The following is a 20,984-nucleotide window of genomic DNA, read 5'->3' on the forward strand; positions in this document are numbered from 1 at the left end:
GGCCGTGCGGCGAGCGCGTGAGCGGGGGCGCGGGCCGTGCGGCGAGCGTGTGAGCGGCGCGTGAGCGGGGGCGCGGGCCGTGCGGCGAGCGTGTGAGCGGCGCGTGAGCGGTGTGCTGAGCGTCCGCATGGTGAAATCTGGTCGCCTCCGGCTGCGTGATTCTCGCCACCCTTGATAGGGGTGGCGCTCAGATGAGCGGATCTTGACCGATTCTGCCTTCCAAAAGGGTGGCACCCAGTGCCACCCTTTGATCGTTCATCGATCGAACTCAGGCGTGCCGATTGCCGCTCATCTGAGCAAATTCGAGGACCTGTGGCGCGCTGCACATTCAAGAAGTGAACACATAAACCCTCGACTCCTTGCCAAGCTTTGACTTTCGATCTGCTGGCGGACGGGTGGTTACAGGCGCATGACGCGCAAGTGGACGTACCCAGGTGCCTTCGATCTGGGTATGTTCCTGGCCGTCAGGGCAGCCACCGCGTCCTCAAGGAGTTGGGACCCGTGTCGGAAAACAAAGATCCCCACGTAGGCCACGTAGCTCGGAGCGTTGAGGGCGTGAAGTTTGTTTATGACTTCACCGAGGGCAACAGGGACCTCAAGGACCTCCTCGGTGGCAAGGGCGCGAACCTCGCCGAGATGACCAACCTCGGTCTTCCCGTGCCTCCCGGCTTCACCATCACCACCGAGGCCTGCAAGGTCTACCTCGACAGCGGCGAGGAGCCCGCGGCACTCCGTGACGAGGTGACCGCCCATCTGGACGCCCTCGAACAGACCATGGGCAAGAAGCTCGGCCAGCCCGACAACCCGCTCCTGGTCTCCGTCCGCTCCGGCGCGAAGTTCTCGATGCCCGGAATGATGGACACGGTCCTGAACATCGGCCTCTCCGACAAGTCGGTCAAGGGCCTCGCGGAGCAGGCGGGCGACGAGCGCTTCGCCTGGGACTCGTACCGCCGGCTCATCCAGATGTTCGGCAAGACGGTCCTCGGCGTCGACGGCGACCTCTTCGAGGAGGCGCTGGACGCGGCGAAGGCGGCCAAGAAGGTCACGGTCGACACGGACCTCGAAGCCGCCGACCTGAAGAAGCTGGTCACCAAGTACAAGCGGATCGTCAAGACCGAGGCCGGCCGCGACTTCCCGCAGGACCCGCGCGAGCAGATGGACCTCGCCATCGAGGCGGTCTTCAACTCCTGGAACACCGACCGCGCGAAGCTGTACCGCCGCCAGGAGCGCATCCCCGGCGACCTCGGCACCGCCGTCAACATCTGTTCGATGGTCTTCGGCAACCTGGGCCCGGACTCGGGCACGGGCGTCGCCTTCACCCGCGACCCCGCCTCCGGCCACCAGGGCGTCTACGGCGACTACCTCCAGAACGCCCAGGGCGAGGACGTGGTCGCGGGCATCCGCAACACCGTCCCGCTCGCGGAGCTGGAGTCGATCGACAAGAAGTCGTACGACCAGCTGATGCGGATCATGGAGACGCTGGAGAACCACTACAAGGACCTCTGCGACATCGAGTTCACGATCGAGCGCGGTCAGCTGTGGATGCTCCAGACCCGCGTCGGCAAGCGCACGGCGGGCGCCGCGTTCCGTATCGCCACACAGCTCGTCGACCAGGGCCTCATCGACGAGGCGGAGGCGCTCCAGCGGGTGACGGGCGCCCAGCTCGCCCAGCTGATGTTCCCCCGCTTCGACGAGGAGGCGAAGGTCGAGAAGATCGGCCGGGGCATCGCGGCGTCGCCGGGTGCGGCGGTCGGCCGGGCGGTCTTCGACTCGTACACGGCCGTGAAGTGGTCGCGCTCGGGCGAGAAGGTGATCCTGGTCCGCCGTGAGACCAACCCGGACGACCTCGACGGCATGATCGCGGCCGAGGGCATCCTGACCTCGCGCGGCGGCAAGACGTCCCACGCCGCCGTGGTCGCGCGCGGCATGGGCAAGACGTGTGTGTGCGGCGCGGAGGAGCTGGAGGTCGACACCAAGCGGCGCCGTATGACCGTGCCGGGTGGCCGTGTGGTGGAGGAGGGTGACCTCATCTCCATCGACGGTTCCTCGGGCAAGGTCTACCTGGGCGAGGTGCCCGTGGTCCCCTCCCCGGTCGTCGAGTACTTCGAGGGCCGGATGCACGCGGGTGCTCAGGACGCCGACGAACTGGTCGAGGCGGTCCACCGGATCATGGCCTTCGCCGACAGGAAGCGCCGTCTCCGTGTCCGCGCCAACGCGGACAACGCCGAGGACGCCATGCGCGCCCGTCGCTTCGGCGCCCAGGGCATCGGTCTGTGCCGTACGGAGCACATGTTCCTCGGCGACCGCCGTGAGCTGGTCGAACGCCTGATCCTGGCGGACACGGAGGTCGAGCGCGAGGAGTCCCTGAAGGAGCTGCTCCCCCTCCAGAAGCAGGACTTCGTGGAGCTGTTCTCGGCGATGGACGGCCTGCCGGTGACGGTCCGCCTCCTGGACCCGCCGCTGCACGAGTTCCTGCCGGACATCACGGAACTGTCGGTCCGCGTGGCGTTGGCGGAGTCCCGCCAGGAGCCGCACGAGAACGAACTCCGCCTCCTCCAGGCCGTGCACCGCCTGCACGAGCAGAACCCGATGCTGGGCCTGCGCGGCGTACGCCTCGGCCTGGTCATCCCGGGCCTGTTCACGATGCAGGTCCGGGCCATCGCGGAGGCGGCGGCCGAGCGGAAGGCGGCGAAGGGCGACCCGCGCGCGGAGATCATGATCCCGCTGGTGGGTACGGTCCAGGAGCTGGAGATCGTCCGCGAGGAGGCCGACCAGGTCATCGCGGAGGTCGAGGCGGCGACGGGCACGAAGCTGAAGCTGGCGATCGGCACGATGATCGAGCTACCGCGAGCCGCGCTCACGGCGGGCCAGATCGCCGAGGCGGCGGAGTTCTTCAGCTTCGGCACGAACGACCTGACACAGACGGTGTGGGGCTTCAGCCGCGACGACGTGGAGGCCTCGTTCTTCACCGCGTACCTGGAGAAGGGCATCTTCGGCGTCAGCCCGTTCGAGACGATCGACAAGGACGGCGTGGGCTCGCTGGTGAAGCTCGCGGTGGAAGCGGGTCGCAAGACGCGCCCCGACCTGAAGCTCGGCGTCTGCGGCGAACACGGCGGCGACCCCGAGTCGGTCCACTTCTTCCACGAGGTCGGCCTGGACTACGTCTCCTGCTCGCCGTTCCGCATCCCGGTCGCGCGCCTGGAGGCGGGCCGGGCAGCGTCCGAGTCGGTGGGCAGCGACCACCGGTAACCCGTACGGCTTTGCGGACCCCGGAACCGCCGCTCGTCCCCGACCGACCCTCACCGATGGGCGGCGGTTCCGGATCACGAAAGGGAGGGCGGCACCCCGTGCGGGGGGTGCCGCCTTCTTTTTCGGGGGCCGTTCGGTGGTGGTTCAGGACCCATGTCTCGGGGCGGCAAGAACGACTAGCCTTGACGGCAGCATCGCGTGTCGGTCACCGGCTGGGTGAGGCATGGAGGTGTCGGGATATGCCCACGGAGGCATTCCTTGTCAGTCAAGTTGAACCACACGATCGTCCACGCCCGGGACAACCGGGAGTCCGCGGAGTTCTTCGCGGGCCTGCTGGGCCTTGCGATCACCAGCGAGTGGGGCCCGTTCATCGCGGTGGACCTCAGTAACGGCGTCACGCTGGACTTCGCCACGATCCCCGCGGACCGGATCGCCTCGCAGCACTACGCCTTCCTCGTCTCGGAGGAGGAGTTCGACGCGGCGTACGCCCGGATCAGGGAGCGCGGCATCGAGCACTACGCCGACCCGCACCGGAGACAGCCCGGCGAGATCAACCACAACGACGGCGGCCGTGGCGTGTACTTCATGGACCCGGCGGGCCACGCGATGGAACTGATCACTGTGCCGTACGGGGGTTGGCCGGCGTAAGCGCCCATATGGCGGCGGCTGGTGGTGGACATGCCACCAGCCGCTGATTGGCTCTCGACCGGCAACGGCGCGCCGCGGAGGCTGGGGATCTCCGATGCCGTACTTGCTTGAGGGAGCTGTGATGCAGGTAGCAGTGGTCACCTTCGACGGGTTCAACGAGCTCGACAGCTTCATCGCCTCCGCGCTGATCAACCGGTGCCGCAAGGACGGCCTGGAGGCCTTCATCACGACGCCGACACCGGTGGTGACGTCGATGAACGGCGTCGAGGTGACCGGGCAGCGCCCGATGGAGTTCGTGACCGAGGCCGACGTCGTGCTGATCGGCAGCGGGGTGAAGGCGCGCGAGGTGGTCGCCGACGACCGGCTGATCTCCCGACTGCGGCTCGACCCGTCGCGCCAGCTGATCGGCGCGCAGTGCTCCGGCGCGCTGGTACTCGCCCGGCTCGGACTGCTGAACTCCATGCCGGCCTGCACGGACAAGAAGAGCCGCCCGTTCGTCGAGGCCTGCGACGTCACGGTGCTGGACGCCCCGTTCCACGCCGAGGGCAACATCGCGACGGCGGGCGGCTGTCTGTCATCGCAGTACCTGGCGACGTGGGTGATCACTCGCACGCTGGGGGAGGCCGCCGCGGTCGAGGTCCTCGACTACGTGGCTCCGGTCGGCGAGAACGAGGAGACGGTCGAGCGCGCCCTGCGTGCGGTCGGGGCGGGCGAGGCCGCCGCAGTGCGCTGACGGCGGCGCGATCGGCGTGGACGCGGCGCCGATGGGCGTGGGCGCGGCGCCGATGGGCGTGGATGCGGCGCCGATGGGCGTGGACGCCGGGCGATCGACGTGGTGGGGGTCCGCTTACGTCGGCGACGTCACCGACGGTCCCCCTCCCTCAAATCCCCTCACGCCTCGGCCGCACCCGACACCGATCCTTCCCCGCACTCCTCCGGCACCAATGTGCCCATCGCCGACCGCTGCTCCGGCCCCATGTAGTCCGTCATCGCCCGCCGCACCGTCTCGGCCAGCGCGCCGGAAGTCTCCCGCAGCAGCTGCCGGGCCTTCTCGGTGAGGGTGACCTCGATGCCGCGCTTGTCGCCGCAGACCGACGCCCGGGTGACGAGCCCGGCGTGCTGGAGGCAGGCGATCTGGTAGGTGAGCCGGGTCTTGGGGCGGCCCAGCAACTCGGCGAGCCGGGTCATCCGTAGGCCGCCGCCGGGCCGGTCGGCCAGCAGGCACAGCACCAGGAACTCGTCGTGCGAGACACCGAGGGTCTCCTTGACCAGGGGCCGGAGTTGCTGCTCGACCGCTCCGGTCGCGGCGAGCATCAACATCCAGGCACGCAGTTCGGTCGGGATGAGCCCGTCTTCGGCGCTGGTTGCGGGACATTCGGGCAGGTCGGCCATAGGGCGAGTCTACCTGTTGTCCAAATTTGGAACATGAGCTAGCGTGAGCTCCCGGGGTCATCCAAATTTGAACGACGACGTGAACCAGGGGTACTGATCATGACCGTGGCCGTAGAAACCGGTACGTGGCAGCTCGACCGCACCGCCTCCACCGTCGCCCTGAAGCAGAAGACGATGTGGGGCCTGGTCACGGTCAAGGGAACCTTCGCGACCTTCCACGGCGAGGGCGAGGTCCTGTCCGACGGCTCCGCCCACGGCACCGTCACGCTGGACGTCGCCTCCCTCGACACCAAGCACGAGAAGCGCGACAAGCATCTGCGCTCCGCCGACTTCTTCGACGTCGACAACCACCCGCAGATCACCTTCGCGGTGCGCGCGGCCGAGCTGCGCGCGGGCGACACCGTCCACGTGACCGGCCAGCTGACGGTACGCGGCATCAGCCGCCCGATCTCCCTCACCGCGAGCGTCCCGCAGGCAGGCGCCGCCGCGGCGACCCTGGAGACGGAGTTCATCGTGGACCGGGCCGACTACGGCATGGGCTGGAACCAGCTCGGCATGATGCGAGGCCTGACGACGGTGACGGCGACTCTGCGCTTCGTCCGCGCGGCGACGGCTTGATCGGCCCGGCGCCCCACGCCTCGTCTCCCTCTACGGCCCAGCCGCAGACCCGCACTCGCCAGGGTCTGCGGCACCGCTGTCGGACCGGCAGAGCGCGCCGGCCCGGCTCGGCGTGATCGCCGAAGTCGGCAGTCCGTAAGCGAGCTGGATGCTCTGAGCTCCTGACTACGGTGGAACGCATGAAGCTCTCGTCGCTCGTCGCCCGGGAACGATTTGTCGCATCGCCGGTCGCCAGGCTGGCGACAGCCGACGCTCAGGGCGTACCCCACGCGGTTCCTGTCACCTTTGTCGCCGAGCACGACGTCCTGTACTTCGCGGTCGATCACAAACCCAAGAGCACGTGGAACCTGCGGCGGCTACGGAACATTCGAGAGAATCCCTCCGTGGCGGTGCTGGTCGACCAGTACGACGAAGACTGGTCAAGTCTGTGGTGGGCTCGTGCCGACGGCCGTGGAGAGGTGTTGGAGGAGGGGCAGGAGCGAGACCGTGCGGTCGGGTTGCTGTGCGGCAAGTACGACCAGTACAAGGGCTGCCCTCCCGAGGGACCCGTGGTGGCCATCCACGTCGAACAGTGGAGCGGTTGGGCCTTCGCATAGCCTGGTGACTTCCTCAGGATGTCCTCGCTCTCCAAGATCCGGTCCGGAGGGGTCAACTGGCCAGTGTTGAAGGCGCGATGGTTCGTGCCCGGTCATATAGATCGCGTGCCGTCGGGTTCTTCAGGTGAGGACGCAGAAGGCCGAACATCGTCCTGATCCGGTCGTCCGCGCGGCCGGACTGCACCAAGGGGTAGTCGTCGAGGGCCAGATGCCAGGTGACGCAGGCGGCTTCGAGGTGGCCGATCTCCAGTTGGCGCTCGGCGAGGGTGCCGCGGTGCCGTACTCGGGCGCGGCGATAGACGCTGTAACGCACCTTGTCGGACTCCTGCATGGCTTCGATGGCGCCGGGAACGTCGCCGAGTTCATAACGGACCTGACTGATGTGGTAGTTGAGCGCAGCGGGGTCGTACGAGCCGAACGGCTTGCCACGCGACTCGGCACGGTCCATGGCCGCCTCCGCTTCGCGGATGTACCGCAGCGCGCTCGCGCGGTCCCCGTTCTGCGCGGCGGCGTGTGCTTGCTGACCGGAGAGGAACGCCTGCATCCGGGGACCGGCTTTCGGGGACGCGGCGGCAGCGGCATCCGCCAGCTCCATGGCCTTCGCCCCGTGGCCCAGGTCGACCGCCTGCACGCTCGTGGCGCGTCAGGTGGTCCTCGGCTGCGGCTGCCGCAACCGCGCCAGCCGCACTGAGCACTTGTTCCTCGACGTCGACAGCGGTGCCTGGGCAGTGCTGTGGGAGAGCGGGGGACGGTGGTTGGTTCGGCAGAGCGGGCCAGTTCGCATCTGGGACGCGATCGAGGAGCAGGTTGGCCGGTGGCGCGTTGCTGGGGCGCCTCGACTGGAGCGGTTCGAGATCACGGTCGCTTCCGATCGGCTGTCGGTTACCTGGCCTCTCGCTCGCTGAGGGCCGAGACGGGCCAGGCCGGTGTCAGCTGTCAGTTGCCCTTTCCGGGGCAAGAGGACTGCCTTGGCGCGGAAAGAGGAGGCAGACCCCTGTGGGGCGCCCTTCCTGCGCTTTTCGTGCTTCTGGACCACCTGATGAGGTGGTGATCTGAAGGAAGATCGTTTCTCTCTGTTCCTGGAATATTACAGTCCGTCATCTGCGCTGGCGGTGGCCGGTGGGGCTGCTGCTGACTGCGGAGGTGCATATGAGGAAGGCAGTGGCAGGTTTGGTGGCGGCGGGAGTGTTCCTCGCCGGGGCGGGGACCGCGGTGGCTGATTCCTGGCGTGGGATGCGCCATTTGCGTTCAACCGGTGTGGGCTTCGAGCGGGCGGAGTATCGGTTCAACCCGACGGGCAAGAACCATGGCTCGTTCGAGTGGAAGGGATACCTGGTCGATCGTATCGCGGGTGACGATCACAACGTTTACATGCAAGCCCGTGCCGAAGGTCATAACTGGTCTCGCTACGACGGAAAGCAGCGACGGACCGTCTTCTTGCACCACTCGACGTGGTCCGGGGCCCAGCAGTACAGACCTTCGAGCCTGTCGTGACCGGGGCAGCCTCCGTCCGGACAACTGTTCTCCCACGAGGCACTTCAAGCCCGTGAAGTGCTGAGGCCTGCCCGACATCGAGAGCCCAGGCAGCTTCGCCTGGGCTCTTGCTCTCTTTCTCCAGGAGAACAAGATCAACATGTCAGAAGTCCTGCGGGCCAAGGAGGTCGACCTTCTCTACGGGGAGACTCCCGCAGTCAGGAAAGCGGAGATTTCCCTGCGTCGAGGGGAGGTCGCGGCGATCACCGGGCAGAGCGGATCCGGGAAGTCGTCATTGCTGTACTGCCTGGCAGGGGTGTTGCCGGTGGCTCGTGGCGAAGTCCGATTCGAAGGGCGTTCTCTCGGCGAACTCGATGACGAGGAGCTCAGCGAACTGCGGCGAGAGCGGTTCGGGTTCGTCTTTCAGTACGGGGAACTCCTCCCGGAACTGACGGTGGAGGAGAACACCGCGCTACCGCTGCGGCTTGCAGGCAGGCGCAAGAAGGAAGCACTCGACGCGGCCTCGGAGGTTCTGGAGCGCCTCGGTCTCGCGGACCTGCGTCAGCGACGTCCCTCGCAGGTGTCCGGCGGCCAGAGCCAACGCGTCGCGGTGGCCCGGGCATTGGTCCACAAGCCTGCCGTGGTCTTCGCCGACGAGCCGACCGGATCGCTCGACAGTGCCAATGCCACAGCCGTACTGGAGGAGTTCCTGACCCTCGCCCGGTCCCAGGGAACAGCTGTGGTGCTGGTGACGCACGATTCCCAGGTGGCAGCTCGCGCCGACAGCCGCTACACGATGTGTGACGGCACCCTCACGGCCCAGATGCGGGAGGTGTCGTGAGAGAACTCCTCCTGGGGCTACGGCTGTTGACCGGCAGCGGACGTGGCAACCGCGTGCGCTTCCTGCTCATGACCTTCGGTAGCGCGATCGGCGTGTGTTGCCTGGCGATCGTTCTTGCGATTCCCGGGATTCTGGAAGCGCAGGATGGGCGTAAGGCGGCGCGTCAGCCGGACTGCATCCCGGACCCACGCAGAGCGGCCTGCGTGCTGCTCAAGGACGGCTCCCTCGAACTCACTCGAATGGGCCCCTTCGGTTCGGAGCCCTTCACCCGGGTCTTTCTGGCTCGGGGCGCGGACAGCATCGAGCCACCACCTGGGCTGGCTGAGTTCCCCGCTCCGGGAGAGCTGTTCGTATCTCCACGACTGCGCGAGGTGCTCCAGCGTGAACCTGCCATGGCACAACTCGTGCCGGGTGAGTACAAGGGCCTCATCACAGCGCAAGGGCTGGCGCATCCTGATGAGTTGTACGCGTACGTCGGTGTAAGCCGCGACGAACTCGAGGCAGAGGGCGACCCCGTAGCGAAGTTTGGCGACACACACGCGCGCTATCCCACGGTCGAGCCTTCGGCGCTCGATATTGTGCGCTTCACCCTCGCCGGCGTCGTGCTCCTGCCCCTGGCGGTCTTCCTGTCCGTGTGCGCCCGGCTGTCCGCGGCCTCCCGCGCACGAAGGCTTGCTGCGCTGAGGCTGCTGGGGCTGAGCATCAGAGGTACGCAGCGCGTCAATGCCGCTGAGACCGTCGCCTCGGCGTTGCTGGGAGCCGGGCTCGGGCTCGGCGCCTATTCGGCTGTCAACCAGCTTGTCTCGCGGGCTGGCCTACCCGGCTTCAAGTGGTATCCCTCCGATGGGGCACTGTCCGTCTCAACCATCCTCGTCTGCGTCGTCGGCTGTCCGGTTCTGGCATGGTTCGTGGGGAGGGCCAGTGCGAGGAAGGCTGCCGCAAATCCGCTGGCCGTGCGGCGCAGCGCTGTGGAGAGGCCGCCTGGCAAGTGGGGTCTGCTGCCACTCGTCCCGGGCCTGGGCATCGTGGCCGGGTACTGCGTGGCCGGCGCAACGGGCCACGCGCCCAGAAACACTGGACTGTCGTCGATCCTTATGCCCCTCGCGGTGGTCCTTGTCGGCACCGGACTCGTGCTGATGCTGCCGGTCATCTCCCGGAGCCTTGCCCGAATGGTGGCCCGCTCCACCCGCTCGGTCTCACTCGGTCTCGCCATGCGGCGGAACGAAGTCGAGCCCGGAGGCGCGCTGCGGGTGGCGACCGGGCTGGTAGTCCTGGTTTTTGCGGCATCCCTGGTCCAAGGTGTGCTCATTGAGATCGACCAAGTGGCCAAGCACACTTCGGGCGTCCAGACGTACACCCTTTCGCTCGACGACGTCAGCGACGAGCAGCAGCACGCTCTCGAGACGGTGCCAGGTGTGCGTGCCCATGCCCTCAGTCTGACCTCATGGTGGAAGCCCGGCGTCGCGGAGCGGCCTCCGTACATTGAGGCCGTGGTCGCCACGTGTGCACAGGTGCGCCGGATGGCTCCTGAGCTCGGGACATGCGTCGACAGGCGTTCCGCACGGCTGGTGAATCCGGCCGAGGCGCCCATGGAGGACAGCGTGCCGGGCACGAGTTTCCAGTTCCGCCTGCGGAATCCTGAAGGGCGTCATCAGGTCATGACCGTGGCAGTGCCGCGCCGCGAGGCCCGGTACGACGACGTGTCCGGACTCTCGCCCTTCCGTAGTGGCACGGTTCTCCTCACGCCTTCCATGCTGCCCGCCGGGTTCCGCCCAGAGGAGGCCACGCTCGTTCTCCTCAGCAGCTCGGAGCCCGACACCGTGCGCGCGGTTCTCGACGGAATCGGAGGCGTCGATCCCACGATCGCGGTGGAGACGCCTGGTGTCGTCGTCACTTCCCTCCAACAGATCACCGTCGTGAAGACCCTCCTCGCGATCGGCATGATCCTCGGCCTCATCATCGGCGTCGCCGCCTACCTCGTCGCCGCCACCGACCGCGCAGTGGAACGTAAGCCCCAGGTCACGGCGCTCGCCCTGCTCGGGGCGCGGCCGCGGACGTTGCGGGCCGTGCAGGTCGCTCAGGTGGTTCTGCCGCTTGGCGTGGGGCTCGTGCTCGCGGTGGTTCTCGGGAAGATGGCCGAGTCCAGCTATCTGATCACCGGGGGAGGAGCCATCTTCTGGGACGGTGCCGGTACGCCTCTGCTTCTTGTCTCCGCGCTTGGTGTTGTGGCGATTGCCGCCCTCGGCGCGTTGCCCCTTGTCGGGCGGCGGATCGATCCGGAGTTGATTCGGCGGGACTGAGTGGTGGTGGGGGTGTGAGGAAGGAGGGTCGCAGCTCGTCATGGGGTGCCACCCTTCTTGGTGTTCTCTCGGGTTGTCGCGAAGGCCGCGTTCACTATCGCCATGACGTGGGGGCGTTCGGACGCCGTGCCCGTGGGGTTGAGCGAGTAGGTCACGCGGTGTTTCAGGTCTCGGGTGGTGAACGTGCCGGTGGTCCAGCCGGGGCGGGAGCCTGTCTTGCCCCAGACTGTGATGCCGTTGTCGAGGGTGACCCGCATCAGGCCGCCGGTGCTGAAGCAGCTTGTGTGGTTGATGCAGTTCGTGTTCGTGGGTGCGCTGGGGACGTCGGGGACGGTGAAGAGCAGCCGCTGCTGGGCGGGTGGGAGGAGGCGGCCGCGAAACAGGGCGGTCATGAAGCGGTCCAGGTCGGCGGCCGTGGAGATCAGGCCGCCTTCGGCCCAGGGCCATGGGCTCTGTTCGGTCACCTCGTCCGTGCCGACGTATCCGTGGGCGTGCGGTGTCGGGACGGTCGTGTCGGTGGGGGCGGGGAGGCTGGTGTCGTGCAGGGCCAGGGGGCGGATGATGCGGCGGGTGAGTTCGGCCTTGAAGGTGTGGCCCGTCACCTTTTCGACCAGCAGGCCGGCGATGAAGGTGTTGACGCCGTTGTACTGCTGGGTCGTGCCGGGTGGGGTACTCGGTTCTTCTTTGTTCGCGAAGGCCTGCCGTACTACCGCCTGCGGCGTCATGCTCTTCAGCCACCAGCCGGGGCCGTCGGCCGGTCCCGGGATGCCGGCCGGGGCCGGGACGCCGCTGGTGTGGTCCAGGAGTTGGCGCACGGTGACCTTGCCGTAGGCGGGCGGGATCAGCGTGGGGAGGTAGCGACGGGCCGGGGCGTCGAGCGTGACGCGGTGTTCGGCGGCCAGCTGGAGGACCACCGTGCTGGTGAAGGTCTTGGTCACGCTGCCTATGCGGAAGTGGGCGTCGCGGGACACCTGACCAGCGGTTCCTGTCCAGGGCGTCGCTGTTGTGCCGCCTGTCGTATCCGTCAGCCTCACCAGCGCGCCCGCGACGACCTGGTCGGGCAGGCGCGCCAGTAGGGTCCGCATCTGTTCGGGGGCAGGGCCTGGGGCGGGGTCGGGGTCTGGGGCGGGTGTGGAGGTTGCCCATGTCGTTGATCGTTCGGGCGCGAGAGGTGGCTTCGTCACGGCCATGGCCGGGACCGTCGCGCTCACGGTCGTCATGGCCAGGGCCGCGCCGGTCACGTACATGCGGCGGAGGGCGGAAGGGTGGTGGCGCATCGGGTTGCTCCCTGGGCGTGGCCGACTGGATCACCACAACTCTGCTGATCCCGCCGCCGGAAGACATCAGTGATCTTCCTGAGACGGCCCCGAGAGCAACCCTGAGAATGCCCTGACAACCGTGACGGTCAGACCCGGAACGGCCCCCTCACCTCATACGTGATCCCACCCGATGAACTCCCGCTCGTGCCCCGCTGGCTGGAGAAGTACAGCCGGCTGCCGTCGGGGGAGAACGCCGGGCCCGTGATCTCTGATGACGACTGGCCGTCTATCCGGAGGAAGGGGGCTATCACGTCGTCCGGGGTGATCACGCAGATCTCCATGTTGCCGCCGTCCTCCGCCACGAAGAGGTCGCCGGAGGCCGTGCCGGTGATGTTGTCGACGCCCGTGAGGGGGGCCGTGCCGGAGGTGACCAGGGAGTCGTCGTACGCCAACTCGTAGGTGCTGGTGGTGAGGTTCAGTTGCCAGACCCGGTTGTCGCCCTTCGTCGTGAACCAGACCTTGTCGTCGGCGTAGTAGCAGCCCTCGCCGCCGTTGAAGGACTTCGAGCCCGAGACCTGGGTGCGGGTGGTCGTGGGGGAGCCGTCGGGGTCGGGGACGTTGGCCCAGGTGTAGGAGCCGGACGTGGCGGTGCCGGCGACCATGACCTGGAGGGTGCCGGAGGAGAGGTCGCCCCAGGTCGTGGGGACGAAGCGGTAGAAGCGGCCGTTCGTCTCGTCCTCCGTCAGGTAGACGACCTGGCGGACCGGGTCGGCCGCCGCCGCCTCGTGCTTGAAGCGACCCATCGCCGGGCGTTGCGTCGCCGTCTGGGTGCCCCACGGGTCCGTCTCGTAGACGTAGCCTCTGTCCACCTCCTCGCACGACAGCCAGGTGTTCCACGGGGTCTTGCCGCCCGCGCAGTTCTGGCGGGTGGAGGAGAGGATGCGGTACGCCGAGGTGATCGTGCCCGTTGAGGAGAATTTCACCGCGCTTGCGCCTCCGCTCGGGTTGATCTCCGAGTTCGAGACGTAGATCCAGCCTGTGCCGTCCGCGTAGCACGCGCCGCCGTCGGGGGCGTTGTGCCAGGTGTACGACGTGCCTGGGACCGTTTGGCCGGAGCGGGCTATGACGCGGCTGGTGAAGCCCGAGGGGAGGCGGATGCCGTTGGCGTCGGGGGAGCCGAGGGCGCCGTAGGGGCCCGTGCCGGGCTGGGCGGGGGCGGCGTACGCGGCGCCGCGCCACAGGGTGCCGCCGAAGACGGCCGAAGAGCCGCCGAGGACGGCCGCGCGTAGGAGAGTACGACGTTCCACTGTCGCTCCAAGGGGTGCAAAGGGGTGCCTTGACCGGGCCCGTCGCCGGTCGGTGACGGGGTCGCGCGGTGAGGGAACTTAGGCGAGTGTGATTGACGGGACATGGACAATCCATGGCCTCGTGGTGGCATTCACAGGGGGCTGATCTGACAGGCGCCACGCTTCAATGCGCCGCTCACGCCCGCAACGCCGGTGCGCCCCGCCTCCGTTGCCCCGACGGCGGCCCTGGGCGCTCGCCCTGCCCGTGACCGGTCCCGTTGGTCCATGACCCCGGCCCCGGTGGCTGCGCCGACGGCAGGCGTACGACCGCGTCCAGGCCGCCCGTGGCCGCCGGGCGGAGTTCGATGTCGCCGCCGCTGGCGTGGGTGAGGCGTTGGACGAGGGAGAGGCCGAGGCCCGTGCCGCCCTTGGGGGCGCCGGGTGCGCGCCAGAAGCGGTCGAAGGCGCGGGCGCGCTGTTCGGGGGTCATGCCGGGGCCCTCGTCGGTGACGTGGAGGTCGACCCAGCGGGGGCGGCTGTCGCGCAGGGCGCGGCGGGTGGGGAGGTGGAGCCGTAGCTCCATGGTCACCGTGCTGCCCGGTGGCGAGTGGCGCAGGGCGTTGGAGAGGAGGTTGTCGAGGATCTGTTCCACGGCTCCGGGCAGGGCGAGGACCGGGCCGACGGTGCCGGCGAAGAGGACGAGGGAGACACCCTGGCGCTGGAACAACGGGGCCCAGGTGCGGTGGCGTTCCGCGCAGATCGCGCTCAGGTCCACCTCGACGGGCGTGGCCGCGTTCTCCTCCAGCCGGGCCATGGCCAGCAGGCCCTCGATCATGCGGGAGAGCCGGTCCGTCTCCGTGACCGCCGCGTCGAGGGTGGGGCGGGCGTGGCGGGCGATGTCCGGTTCGAGGTTCTCCAGGCGGAGGCGCAGGGCTGCCAGGGGGGTCTTGAGCTGGTGGGACGCCTCGCCCGCGAAGGCGCGTTGGGAGGCGAGCAGGTGGTCGAGGCGGGCGGCCGTCGTGTTGAAGGCCGCCGCCAGGCTGCGTACCTCCGGCGGGCCCGACGTCACCTTCACGCTCGCCGGTGTCGAACTCCCGTCGGCCAGGCGGTGTGTGGCCTCCTCCAGTTGCCGGATGGGGCGGCCCGTCCAGCGGGCGAAGGCGAACGCCACCGCCGCGACGCCGGTGAGCACCGCGAGCCCGGCAGCGGCCAGGATGAGCCAGACGTGGTGCACGCGCGCGTGCACCATCTCGGTCGGCAGCGTGATGCGTACGGCGCCCGATGCTCCCGTGCCCGCCGTCGCGTGACCCACGGGGGCCGCCACCGCCAGGTAGCTCACCCCGCCGATCGTCGTCGTGCGTACGTCGGTGGTGGCCTGGCCGCGCAGGGCCGCGGCGACCTCGGGGCGGGACGCCTGCGCGCGTTCCTCGGTGGCGGAGAGTTGGTGCGAGGTGGCGAGGAGGGCGCCGTCCGCGTCGAGAATGACCACCTGCCCGCCGATGCGCGCGGCACAGTGCTTCGCCCGGGCGATCAGCTCGTCGCGGCGGTGGGCGCTCAGGGACAGCGCGGCGAAGGCCGCCACCGACTCCGCCTCGTCGTTGGCGGCGTTGACGACCCGCTCCTGCTCGGCCCGCGAGTAGACGAAGCCCAGCGGGATCTCCAGGCCGAGCAGGACCAGCGCGGCGAGGCTCAGATAGCTCAGCAGCAGGCGGCGGGTCATGAGGCCGCGGCCTCGGGGGCGTGCCGCCGCCTGCCCCGGCCCTGGCCGGGGGTGCGTACGGCGAGCCGGAAGCCGACACCTCGCAGGGTCTGGATCCACGCCGGGTCGCCCAGCTTCCGGCGCAGTGTCGCCACGTGTACGTCCAGCGTCTTGGTCGGGCCCTGGTAGTGGTCGTCCCAGACGCGGTTGAGGATCTGCTGCCGGGAGTACACCGCGCCCGGGTCCTCGGACAGCAGTGCCAGCAACTCGAACTCCTTCGGCGTCAGCGCGACCGGCGTCTCACCCACCCACACCTGCCGCGTCCGCCGGTCGACGACGAGGGGGCCGGGGGGCATCGGCCTGTCGGGTGCGTGCGCGGGGTCGCGTGGGGTGGGGACTTCGGGGAGGGCCTGTTCGTAGGCGGGGGGCTCGTACACGGGTGGTTCGTATACGGGGGTCTCGTACGCGGGGGTCTCGTACATGGGGGGTTCGTACGCAGGGGGGTTGAGCGGGGCGTAGGCCGGGGTGCCGTGGGGTGGGGTGGGGTACGTGGGCGTGGCGTACGCGGGGGTGCCGTGTGCCGGGGTCTCGTACGCGGCTGTCCAGTCGTAGGTGCCGCCCGGCTCGGGACTGCCTGTCGACTGGTAGGCGTACGAGGGCTGTTGGCCCTGCGGCGGGGGTGCCGGGACCGGCACCGGCATGGGGACGGGGGTCGGCATGGGGACGGGGGTCGGTGTCGGCTCGTGTGTCCATGACGTCGGCTGGGCCGGCGGTCGTACGTGGCGGCGGGACACCGCTCGTATCCGGGCCACCAGTTCGCGGATGCTGAATGGTTTCGCCAAGTAGTCGTCGGCGCCCAGCTCCAGGCCCAGTACGCGGTCGGCCTCCTCGCCGCGCGCGCTGAGGATGATGATCGGGACGTCGGAGGTGCGGCGGATGCCGCGGCAGACGTCGATGCCGTCCATGTCGGGCAGGCCGAGGTCCAGCAGGACGACATCGCCGTGCGGCCCTCTCAGTCCGTCCGCGCCCGTGGCGACATGGTGGACCGTCAGACCGAAGTTCCGCAGCCCCTCGGCGAGAGGTTCGGCGATCGTCTCGTCGTCCTCGATGAGCAGCACTCGTACGCCCATGGCGGCCTGTCTCCTGACGTCCGGACAACACGAATCCCGTGTTGTGGGGTCGACACGCTACAAGAGATCACGCAGTTGTGGACGGGGAATCCGGGCCATTGTGAAATGACCCTCAGGAAACCCCGGTATGCGCTCGTCCGGATCGTCTCGAAGATCTGTCGAGCTGAAATCTGTGGGAAAACTGGCGGCGCTTTAGTGTTCCCTTAACCTTCCTCTGGTCATCGCTCTCCTAGGGTCGTAGTGCCTGGTCGGAACCAGTGTAAAGGCCGTATAAGGGCATCCTTCAGGATTCTCAGGAATTTCAGGGAGGCATGATGAAGGCGTTGTTGGATCGCGCCCGGTCGTTCAAGCGACGGGTCGACTTCGAGAGCGACGAATACCGGAAACTGGCCGTCGGCCAATTTCCCGAGGCGCTCTTCATTACCTGCTCGGACTCGCGGGTCATTCCCGCGCTGATCACCGGGGCACGGCCCGGCGAGATATTCGAGCTGCGAAACGCGGGCAACATCGTGCCGCCGCACGACGCGTACGGGGCCGCCTCCGGTGAGGCCGCCACCATCGAGTACGCGCTGGAGGTGCTCGGCGTTCAGGACATCGTCGTATGCGGTCACTCACACTGTGGGGCCATGGGGGCGCTGAAGCACGGCGCGGACCTGTCCGGGCTGCCCCGGGTCGACGCGTGGCTGGACTACGCCCGGCCCGCGCTCGAACCCGCGCTGGGCGGGACGGCCGCGGAGGAGGACGGGGCCGGGGATCTGGGGCTGCGGGAGGTCGTGCAGCTCAACGTCCGTAACCAGCTGGCCGTACTGCGTGGTTACCCGGTCGCCAGGCAGCAGCTCGACGCGGGGCGGCTGCGGCTGCACGGCTGGTACTACGAGATCGACACCGGCACGGTCCATGAGCTGGACGAGGACGGCCGGTTCCGGGTGCACGGGTCATGAGCGGGGCGCATGCGCACAGGGCCTCGCGGGTGGCCAAGGCCGAGGCTCCTCATGAACCCTACGAGTCCAAGCCGGCCAAGGCCTCGGGTGGTTCCCGTTCCGCGAAGGGTGGCTCCGGTGGTCGTGTCGACCTCGGTACGGAGATCACCGCCTCCCTCGTCGTGTTCCTGGTCGCGCTGCCGCTCTGTATCGGGGTGGCCGTCGCGTCCGGTGTGCCGGCCGAGCTGGGCATCATCTCGGGGGTGATCGGCGGTCTGGTCGTCGGTGCGGTGCGGGGCAGCACCCTCCAGGTGAGCGGGCCGGCGGCCGGACTCGCCGCGCTCGTAGCGGAGACCGTGCTGGAGTTCGGCGTGGCGATGCTCGGTGTGATCGTCCTCTTCTCCGGCATCCTGCAGATCGTGCTGGGGCTCGTGAAGCTCGGCCGGATGTTCCAGGCGATCTCGCTGGCCGTGGTGCAGGGCATGCTCGCGGGGATCGGACTGCCGCTGATGTTCAGCCAGTTGTACCCGATGTCCGATGCCAAGGCCCCCGGCACCCCGCTGGAGAACATGGCCGGGGTCCCCGGGCTGATCGCCGACACCGCGACCGATCCGCAGGCGCTGATCGCCGCCGGGCTCGGTGTCGTGACGATCGTCCTGAGCTTCCTGTGGAAGAAGGTGCCGGGGCCGGTCAGGAAGATGCCGGCCGCGCTCGTGGCCGTCGGGATCGGCATCGGGGTGGCCTCGCTGCCGGGTGTGGACGTGAAGACGCTCCAGGTCGGCAATCTGCTGGCGTCCGTGGATGTGCCGGGGCCGGAGCAGTTGGCGGGGCTGGCCGACGCGGGGATCATCACGGCGATCCTCACCTTCACCGTCATCGCGTCGGCGGAGAGTCTGTTCACCGCGGCGGCCGTGGACCGGATGCACAACGGGCCGCGTACGCGTTACAACACCGAGCTCATCGCCCAGGGGGCCGGGAACACGATCGCCGGGGTGCTCGGGGCGCTGCCCGTCACCGCGGTCGTCGCCCGCAGCTCGGCGAACGTCCAGGCCGGGGCGAAGACCCGTATCTCCCGTACGCTGCACGGTCTTTGGCTGCTCGCCTTCGCGCTGCTGCTGCCGCAGGTGCTGGCGCTGATCCCCATCTCGGTGCTCGCGGGTGTCCTCGTGCACAGCGGCTGGAAGCTGTTCGCGCCGGAGGAGTTCCCGAAGATGTGGCGGCAGGACCGGGGTGAGTTCGCGGTCATGACGGTCACGACGCTGGTGATCACGGCGACGGCGCTGTTGGAGGGCGTACTCATCGGGTTGGCCGCGGGTGTCGTGCTGGCCGCGTTGCGGATGTCCCAGACCGTGGTGCGGCAGCACATCGAGGACGACACGGCCAAGGTGGTGATGGCGGGGAACGCGACGTTCCTGCGGTTGCCGCGGCTCATCGACGCCCTGGAGAACGCCGCCGCCTCCGGCAAGCCGCGGATTCGACTGGATCTGCTCGGGGTGACTCATCTCGATCACGCGTGTCGGACTCAGGTGGAGGAGTTCGTGGCGCAGCAGCGGGGGGCTGGGCTGCGGGTGGAGTTGTTGATGCCGGATCTGGGGAAGGTCGGTGCTGCGGGGAAGGTGAGTGCCGAGGTGGCGGCAGCGGTGGCCGGGGGCGAGGGAATGCCGGAGCCCTTGGATTCGAGTCCCGACCGCTTGACTCCTCACCGCTTGACCCCGGACCGCTCGACTCCCGACGGCTCGACTCCGGGTTACTCGGCTCCGGGTTACTCAGCTCCGGATCACGTGGCTCCGACCTGGGATTACTCGACCATGCCTCGGGACTTCTCGCCTCCGGCAGCGGGTGTGGAGGTGGGGGTGGACGAGGCCCATGCGTGGGACTTCGCGGGTGTCGGGGCGGCGAGTGTGGGGAATCCGGGGAACCAGCGGTCCTCCGGGCCTGGGCCCACGGCTGAGTGGTTCTATCTCGATACGCGGCCTATGCCGGGGGCGGAGGAGTCCGGGTCGCCGTTGCCTCGGCGGGGGCGTGACTGGGCCGAGTGACGGGGGTTCTTTCCTGCCCCTGCCCCTGCCCCTGCCCCTGCCCCTGCCCCTGCCCCTGCCCTTGCGCTCGCCCTCGCCCTCGCCGCGGTCAGGACAGCGGCAGCCGGCGCCGAGCAGCACGATCAGCAGGAAGAGCCCGGAGACCATGTCGCGGACGGCCTTGACCGACAGCCGGGCGCGGAGGTCGGGGTCGTCGGTGCGGGTGCCGGGGATGCCGAAGCCTGCCGCGGCCTTCAGGCCCACAGGAAGCGGCTGGGGCGTCGGCCGGAGACGCTCGCGGGGGCTGTCGTACGCTGAGGCAACATAGCGCCTCGCTTGGGAGGGAGCCGTCCATGGCCGGCTGGAACGTGCATGACATCCCCGACCAGAGTGGCCGCACGGCCGTCGTGACCGGTGCCAACAGCGGGATCGGATACGTCGCCGCCCGTGAACTCGCCCGCCGCGGCGCCCATGTGGTCCTCGCCTGTAGGAGTGAGGAACGCGGGGCCGCCGCCCGGGAGCGGATGGTGGGTGAAGTGCCGGGCGCCACAATTCAGTTGGCGCGGCTCGATCTGGGGGATCTGGACTCCGTGCGGGAGTTCGCCGACGGCTACCGCCGCGCTCACGAGCACCTCGATCTGCTCGTCAACAACGCCGGTGTGATGGCCGTGGCCCAGGGCCGTACCGCCGACGGGTTCGAGACGCAGTTCGGCACCAACCACCTCGGGCACTTCGCGCTCACCGGACTGCTGCTCCCCGCCCTCCTCGCCGCACCCGCCGGCGCCCGCGTCGTGACCCTCTCCAGCATGATGCACATGCGGTCGAACATCGACATCGACGACCTCAACAGCCGACGCGGCTACCGTCGTTGGACCGCCTACTCCCGCTCCAAGACCGCCAACCTGCTCTTCACGCACGAACTGGCCCGGCGGCTCACCGCCACCGGCTCGGACGTCGTCGCGGCGGCCGCGCACCCCGGGTACGCGGCGACCAACCTCCAGACCGCCGGGCCCAGTGCGGAGGGGCGCAAGGGCGCCGAGTGGTTCATGCGGATCGGGAACCGGGTCTTCGCCCAGTCCGCCGAGGCCGGCGCCCTGCCCACTCTCTACGCCGCCACCGCGCCCGGCGTCGGCCCCGACACCTTCGTCGGGCCGTCCTTCGCGATGTGGCGCGGCGCTCCCACCACGTCGAAGCGGGCCCCCTGGACCCTCGACGACCGCGCGGGCGAACTCCTCTGGGAGGCCTCGGAGGAGCTGACCGGGGTGACGTACGACGCCCTCAAGGCGTGACGGCCACCCGCAACAGCAGCACCAACAGCATGAGGCCGAGGGCGAGCGGATCGCGGTCGGCGGCCGGTTCGCCCTGTGCCCGGGCGCGGACCAGTGCCGAGTGCAGCTCGGTCTCCAACTGGTCCCAGCTGTGTGTAGGTGCCGGCCCGGCCGACACCGGGATGCTCGACGAGGTCGGACATCGACGTCGAAGCCGCGCTGCCGGAACAGCTCCAGGGCTGCCCGCAGCGCGGCTTCGGGATGGAACTCCTTGGTCCTGGCCACGT

The 20,984-nt window shown here is 68.9% G+C and carries 16 protein-coding genes and 3 pseudogenes; 11 read left to right on the top strand and 8 right to left on the bottom strand.

Going from position 1 to position 20,984, the window contains the following annotated elements:
- Positions 1–501 precede the first annotated feature (501 nt).
- From ppdK to SGFS_RS38215, 3 genes are all read left to right on the top strand, one after another.
- A complete protein-coding gene (ppdK, locus tag SGFS_RS38205) occupies positions 502–3,249 on the top strand; it encodes a pyruvate, phosphate dikinase (protein WP_434028119.1) in 2,748 nt (915 codons plus the stop codon).
- Positions 3,250–3,507: 258 nt separating this feature from the next.
- Positions 3,508–3,897, top strand: coding sequence for a VOC family protein (locus SGFS_RS38210; RefSeq protein ID WP_286256766.1), 390 nt, complete (start codon positions 3,508–3,510; stop codon positions 3,895–3,897).
- Between the two features lie 121 nt (positions 3,898–4,018).
- Positions 4,019–4,630, top strand: coding sequence for a DJ-1/PfpI family protein (locus tag SGFS_RS38215; protein WP_286256768.1), 612 nt, complete (start codon positions 4,019–4,021; stop codon positions 4,628–4,630).
- Between the two features lie 158 nt (positions 4,631–4,788).
- Here the strand turns inward: SGFS_RS38215 and SGFS_RS38220 are convergent, their stop codons facing one another.
- The gene (locus SGFS_RS38220) at positions 4,789–5,289 is read right to left on the bottom strand and encodes a MarR family winged helix-turn-helix transcriptional regulator (protein WP_286256769.1); all 501 of its coding nucleotides are present in this window, start codon (positions 5,287–5,289) and stop codon (positions 4,789–4,791) included.
- A 99-nt stretch (positions 5,290–5,388) separates the two neighbouring features.
- Between SGFS_RS38220 and SGFS_RS38225 the strand changes: the two genes are divergently transcribed.
- Positions 5,389–5,907 carry a YceI family protein gene (locus SGFS_RS38225; RefSeq protein ID WP_286256770.1) on the top strand — a complete coding sequence of 173 codons (519 nt, stop codon included), beginning with the start codon at positions 5,389–5,391 and terminating at the stop codon, positions 5,905–5,907.
- Between the two features lie 179 nt (positions 5,908–6,086).
- Entirely contained in the window at positions 6,087–6,503 is a 417-nt protein-coding gene (locus tag SGFS_RS38230; RefSeq protein WP_286256771.1) for a TIGR03668 family PPOX class F420-dependent oxidoreductase, read from the top strand.
- A gap of 52 nt (positions 6,504–6,555) precedes the next feature.
- On the opposite strand, the pseudogene SGFS_RS38235 reads toward SGFS_RS38230, so the two are convergent.
- Positions 6,556–7,146, bottom strand: a pseudogene (locus tag SGFS_RS38235) (transcriptional regulator); the annotation flags it as partial.
- A gap of 476 nt (positions 7,147–7,622) precedes the next feature.
- Here SGFS_RS38235 and SGFS_RS38240 point away from each other — a divergent pair.
- The 3 genes from SGFS_RS38240 (at position 7,623) to SGFS_RS38250 (ending at position 11,117) form a co-directional block, all read left to right on the top strand.
- Positions 7,623–7,997, top strand: a complete 375-nt coding sequence (locus SGFS_RS38240) for a hypothetical protein (RefSeq protein ID WP_286256772.1) — start codon at positions 7,623–7,625, stop codon at positions 7,995–7,997.
- Positions 7,998–8,136: 139 nt separating this feature from the next.
- Entirely contained in the window at positions 8,137–8,817 is a 681-nt protein-coding gene (locus SGFS_RS38245) for an ABC transporter ATP-binding protein (protein ID WP_286256773.1), read from the top strand.
- A complete protein-coding gene (locus SGFS_RS38250) occupies positions 8,814–11,117 on the top strand; it encodes an FtsX-like permease family protein (protein WP_286256774.1) in 2,304 nt (767 codons plus the stop codon). Before SGFS_RS38245 ends, SGFS_RS38250 begins: the two co-directional genes overlap by 4 nt.
- 38 nt (positions 11,118–11,155) lie before the next feature.
- Here SGFS_RS38250 and SGFS_RS38255 read toward each other — a convergent pair whose 3' ends face one another.
- From SGFS_RS38255 to SGFS_RS51890, 5 genes and pseudogenes are all read right to left on the bottom strand, one after another.
- The gene (locus SGFS_RS38255; RefSeq protein ID WP_286256775.1) at positions 11,156–12,394 is read right to left on the bottom strand and encodes a serine hydrolase domain-containing protein; all 1,239 of its coding nucleotides are present in this window, start codon (positions 12,392–12,394) and stop codon (positions 11,156–11,158) included.
- A gap of 128 nt (positions 12,395–12,522) precedes the next feature.
- On the bottom strand, positions 12,523–13,683 hold the full coding sequence (locus SGFS_RS38260) for an alkaline phosphatase PhoX (protein WP_286256776.1): 1,161 nt from the start codon (positions 13,681–13,683) through the stop codon (positions 12,523–12,525).
- Positions 13,684–13,858: 175 nt separating this feature from the next.
- A complete protein-coding gene (locus SGFS_RS38265) occupies positions 13,859–15,382 on the bottom strand; it encodes a sensor histidine kinase (protein WP_286256777.1) in 1,524 nt (507 codons plus the stop codon).
- Positions 15,379–16,080 carry a winged helix-turn-helix domain-containing protein gene (locus tag SGFS_RS51885; protein WP_434028234.1) on the bottom strand — a complete coding sequence of 234 codons (702 nt, stop codon included), beginning with the start codon at positions 16,078–16,080 and terminating at the stop codon, positions 15,379–15,381. Before SGFS_RS51885 ends, SGFS_RS38265 begins: the two co-directional genes overlap by 4 nt.
- A 53-nt stretch (positions 16,081–16,133) precedes the next feature.
- Positions 16,134–16,491, bottom strand: a pseudogene (locus tag SGFS_RS51890) (response regulator transcription factor); the annotation flags it as partial.
- 314 nt (positions 16,492–16,805) lie between these two features.
- Here SGFS_RS51890 and SGFS_RS38275 point away from each other — a divergent pair.
- From SGFS_RS38275 to SGFS_RS38285, 3 genes are all read left to right on the top strand, one after another.
- Positions 16,806–17,432 (top strand): carbonic anhydrase, encoded by a 627-nt coding sequence (locus SGFS_RS38275; RefSeq protein ID WP_286260273.1) that lies wholly within the window; start codon positions 16,806–16,808, stop codon positions 17,430–17,432.
- Positions 17,429–19,450 carry a SulP family inorganic anion transporter gene (locus SGFS_RS38280; RefSeq protein WP_286256780.1) on the top strand — a complete coding sequence of 674 codons (2,022 nt, stop codon included), beginning with the start codon at positions 17,429–17,431 and terminating at the stop codon, positions 19,448–19,450. The genes SGFS_RS38275 and SGFS_RS38280 overlap by 4 nt, the downstream gene beginning before the upstream one ends.
- Before the next feature lie 332 nt (positions 19,451–19,782).
- Positions 19,783–20,718 (top strand): oxidoreductase, encoded by a 936-nt coding sequence (locus SGFS_RS38285; protein WP_286256781.1) that lies wholly within the window; start codon positions 19,783–19,785, stop codon positions 20,716–20,718.
- Here the strand turns inward: SGFS_RS38285 and SGFS_RS38290 are convergent.
- Positions 20,717–20,982: pseudogene (locus SGFS_RS38290) on the bottom strand (TetR family transcriptional regulator); the annotation flags it as partial. The gene SGFS_RS38285 and the pseudogene SGFS_RS38290 overlap by 2 nt on opposite strands.
- Between the last annotated feature and the right edge of the window lie 2 nt (positions 20,983–20,984).

This window comes from Streptomyces graminofaciens, assembly GCF_030294945.1.
Taxonomy (GTDB): domain Bacteria; phylum Actinomycetota; class Actinomycetes; order Streptomycetales; family Streptomycetaceae; genus Streptomyces; species Streptomyces graminofaciens.

Bases quoted from the DNA above. Each gene is read 5' to 3' on its own strand.
- SGFS_RS38285 (WP_286256781.1), top strand. From the start codon at position 19,783: ATGGCCGGCTGGAACGTGCATGACATCCCCGACCAGAGTGGCCGCACG.
- SGFS_RS38245 (WP_286256773.1), top strand. From the start codon at position 8,137: ATGTCAGAAGTCCTGCGGGCCAAGGAGGTCGACCTTCTCTACGGGGAG.
- SGFS_RS38215 (WP_286256768.1), top strand. From the start codon at position 4,019: ATGCAGGTAGCAGTGGTCACCTTCGACGGGTTCAACGAGCTCGACAGC.
- SGFS_RS38230 (WP_286256771.1), top strand. From the start codon at position 6,087: ATGAAGCTCTCGTCGCTCGTCGCCCGGGAACGATTTGTCGCATCGCCG.
- SGFS_RS38265 (WP_286256777.1), bottom strand. From the start codon at position 15,382: ATGACCCGCCGCCTGCTGCTGAGCTATCTGAGCCTCGCCGCGCTGGTC.
- SGFS_RS38275 (WP_286260273.1), top strand. From the start codon at position 16,806: ATGAAGGCGTTGTTGGATCGCGCCCGGTCGTTCAAGCGACGGGTCGAC.
- SGFS_RS51885 (WP_434028234.1), bottom strand. From the start codon at position 16,080: ATGCCGACCCCCGTCCCCATGCCGGTGCCGGTCCCGGCACCCCCGCCG.
- SGFS_RS38225 (WP_286256770.1), top strand. From the start codon at position 5,389: ATGACCGTGGCCGTAGAAACCGGTACGTGGCAGCTCGACCGCACCGCC.
- SGFS_RS38255 (WP_286256775.1), bottom strand. From the start codon at position 12,394: ATGCGCCACCACCCTTCCGCCCTCCGCCGCATGTACGTGACCGGCGCG.
- SGFS_RS38220 (WP_286256769.1), bottom strand. From the start codon at position 5,289: ATGGCCGACCTGCCCGAATGTCCCGCAACCAGCGCCGAAGACGGGCTC.
- SGFS_RS38280 (WP_286256780.1), top strand. From the start codon at position 17,429: ATGAGCGGGGCGCATGCGCACAGGGCCTCGCGGGTGGCCAAGGCCGAG.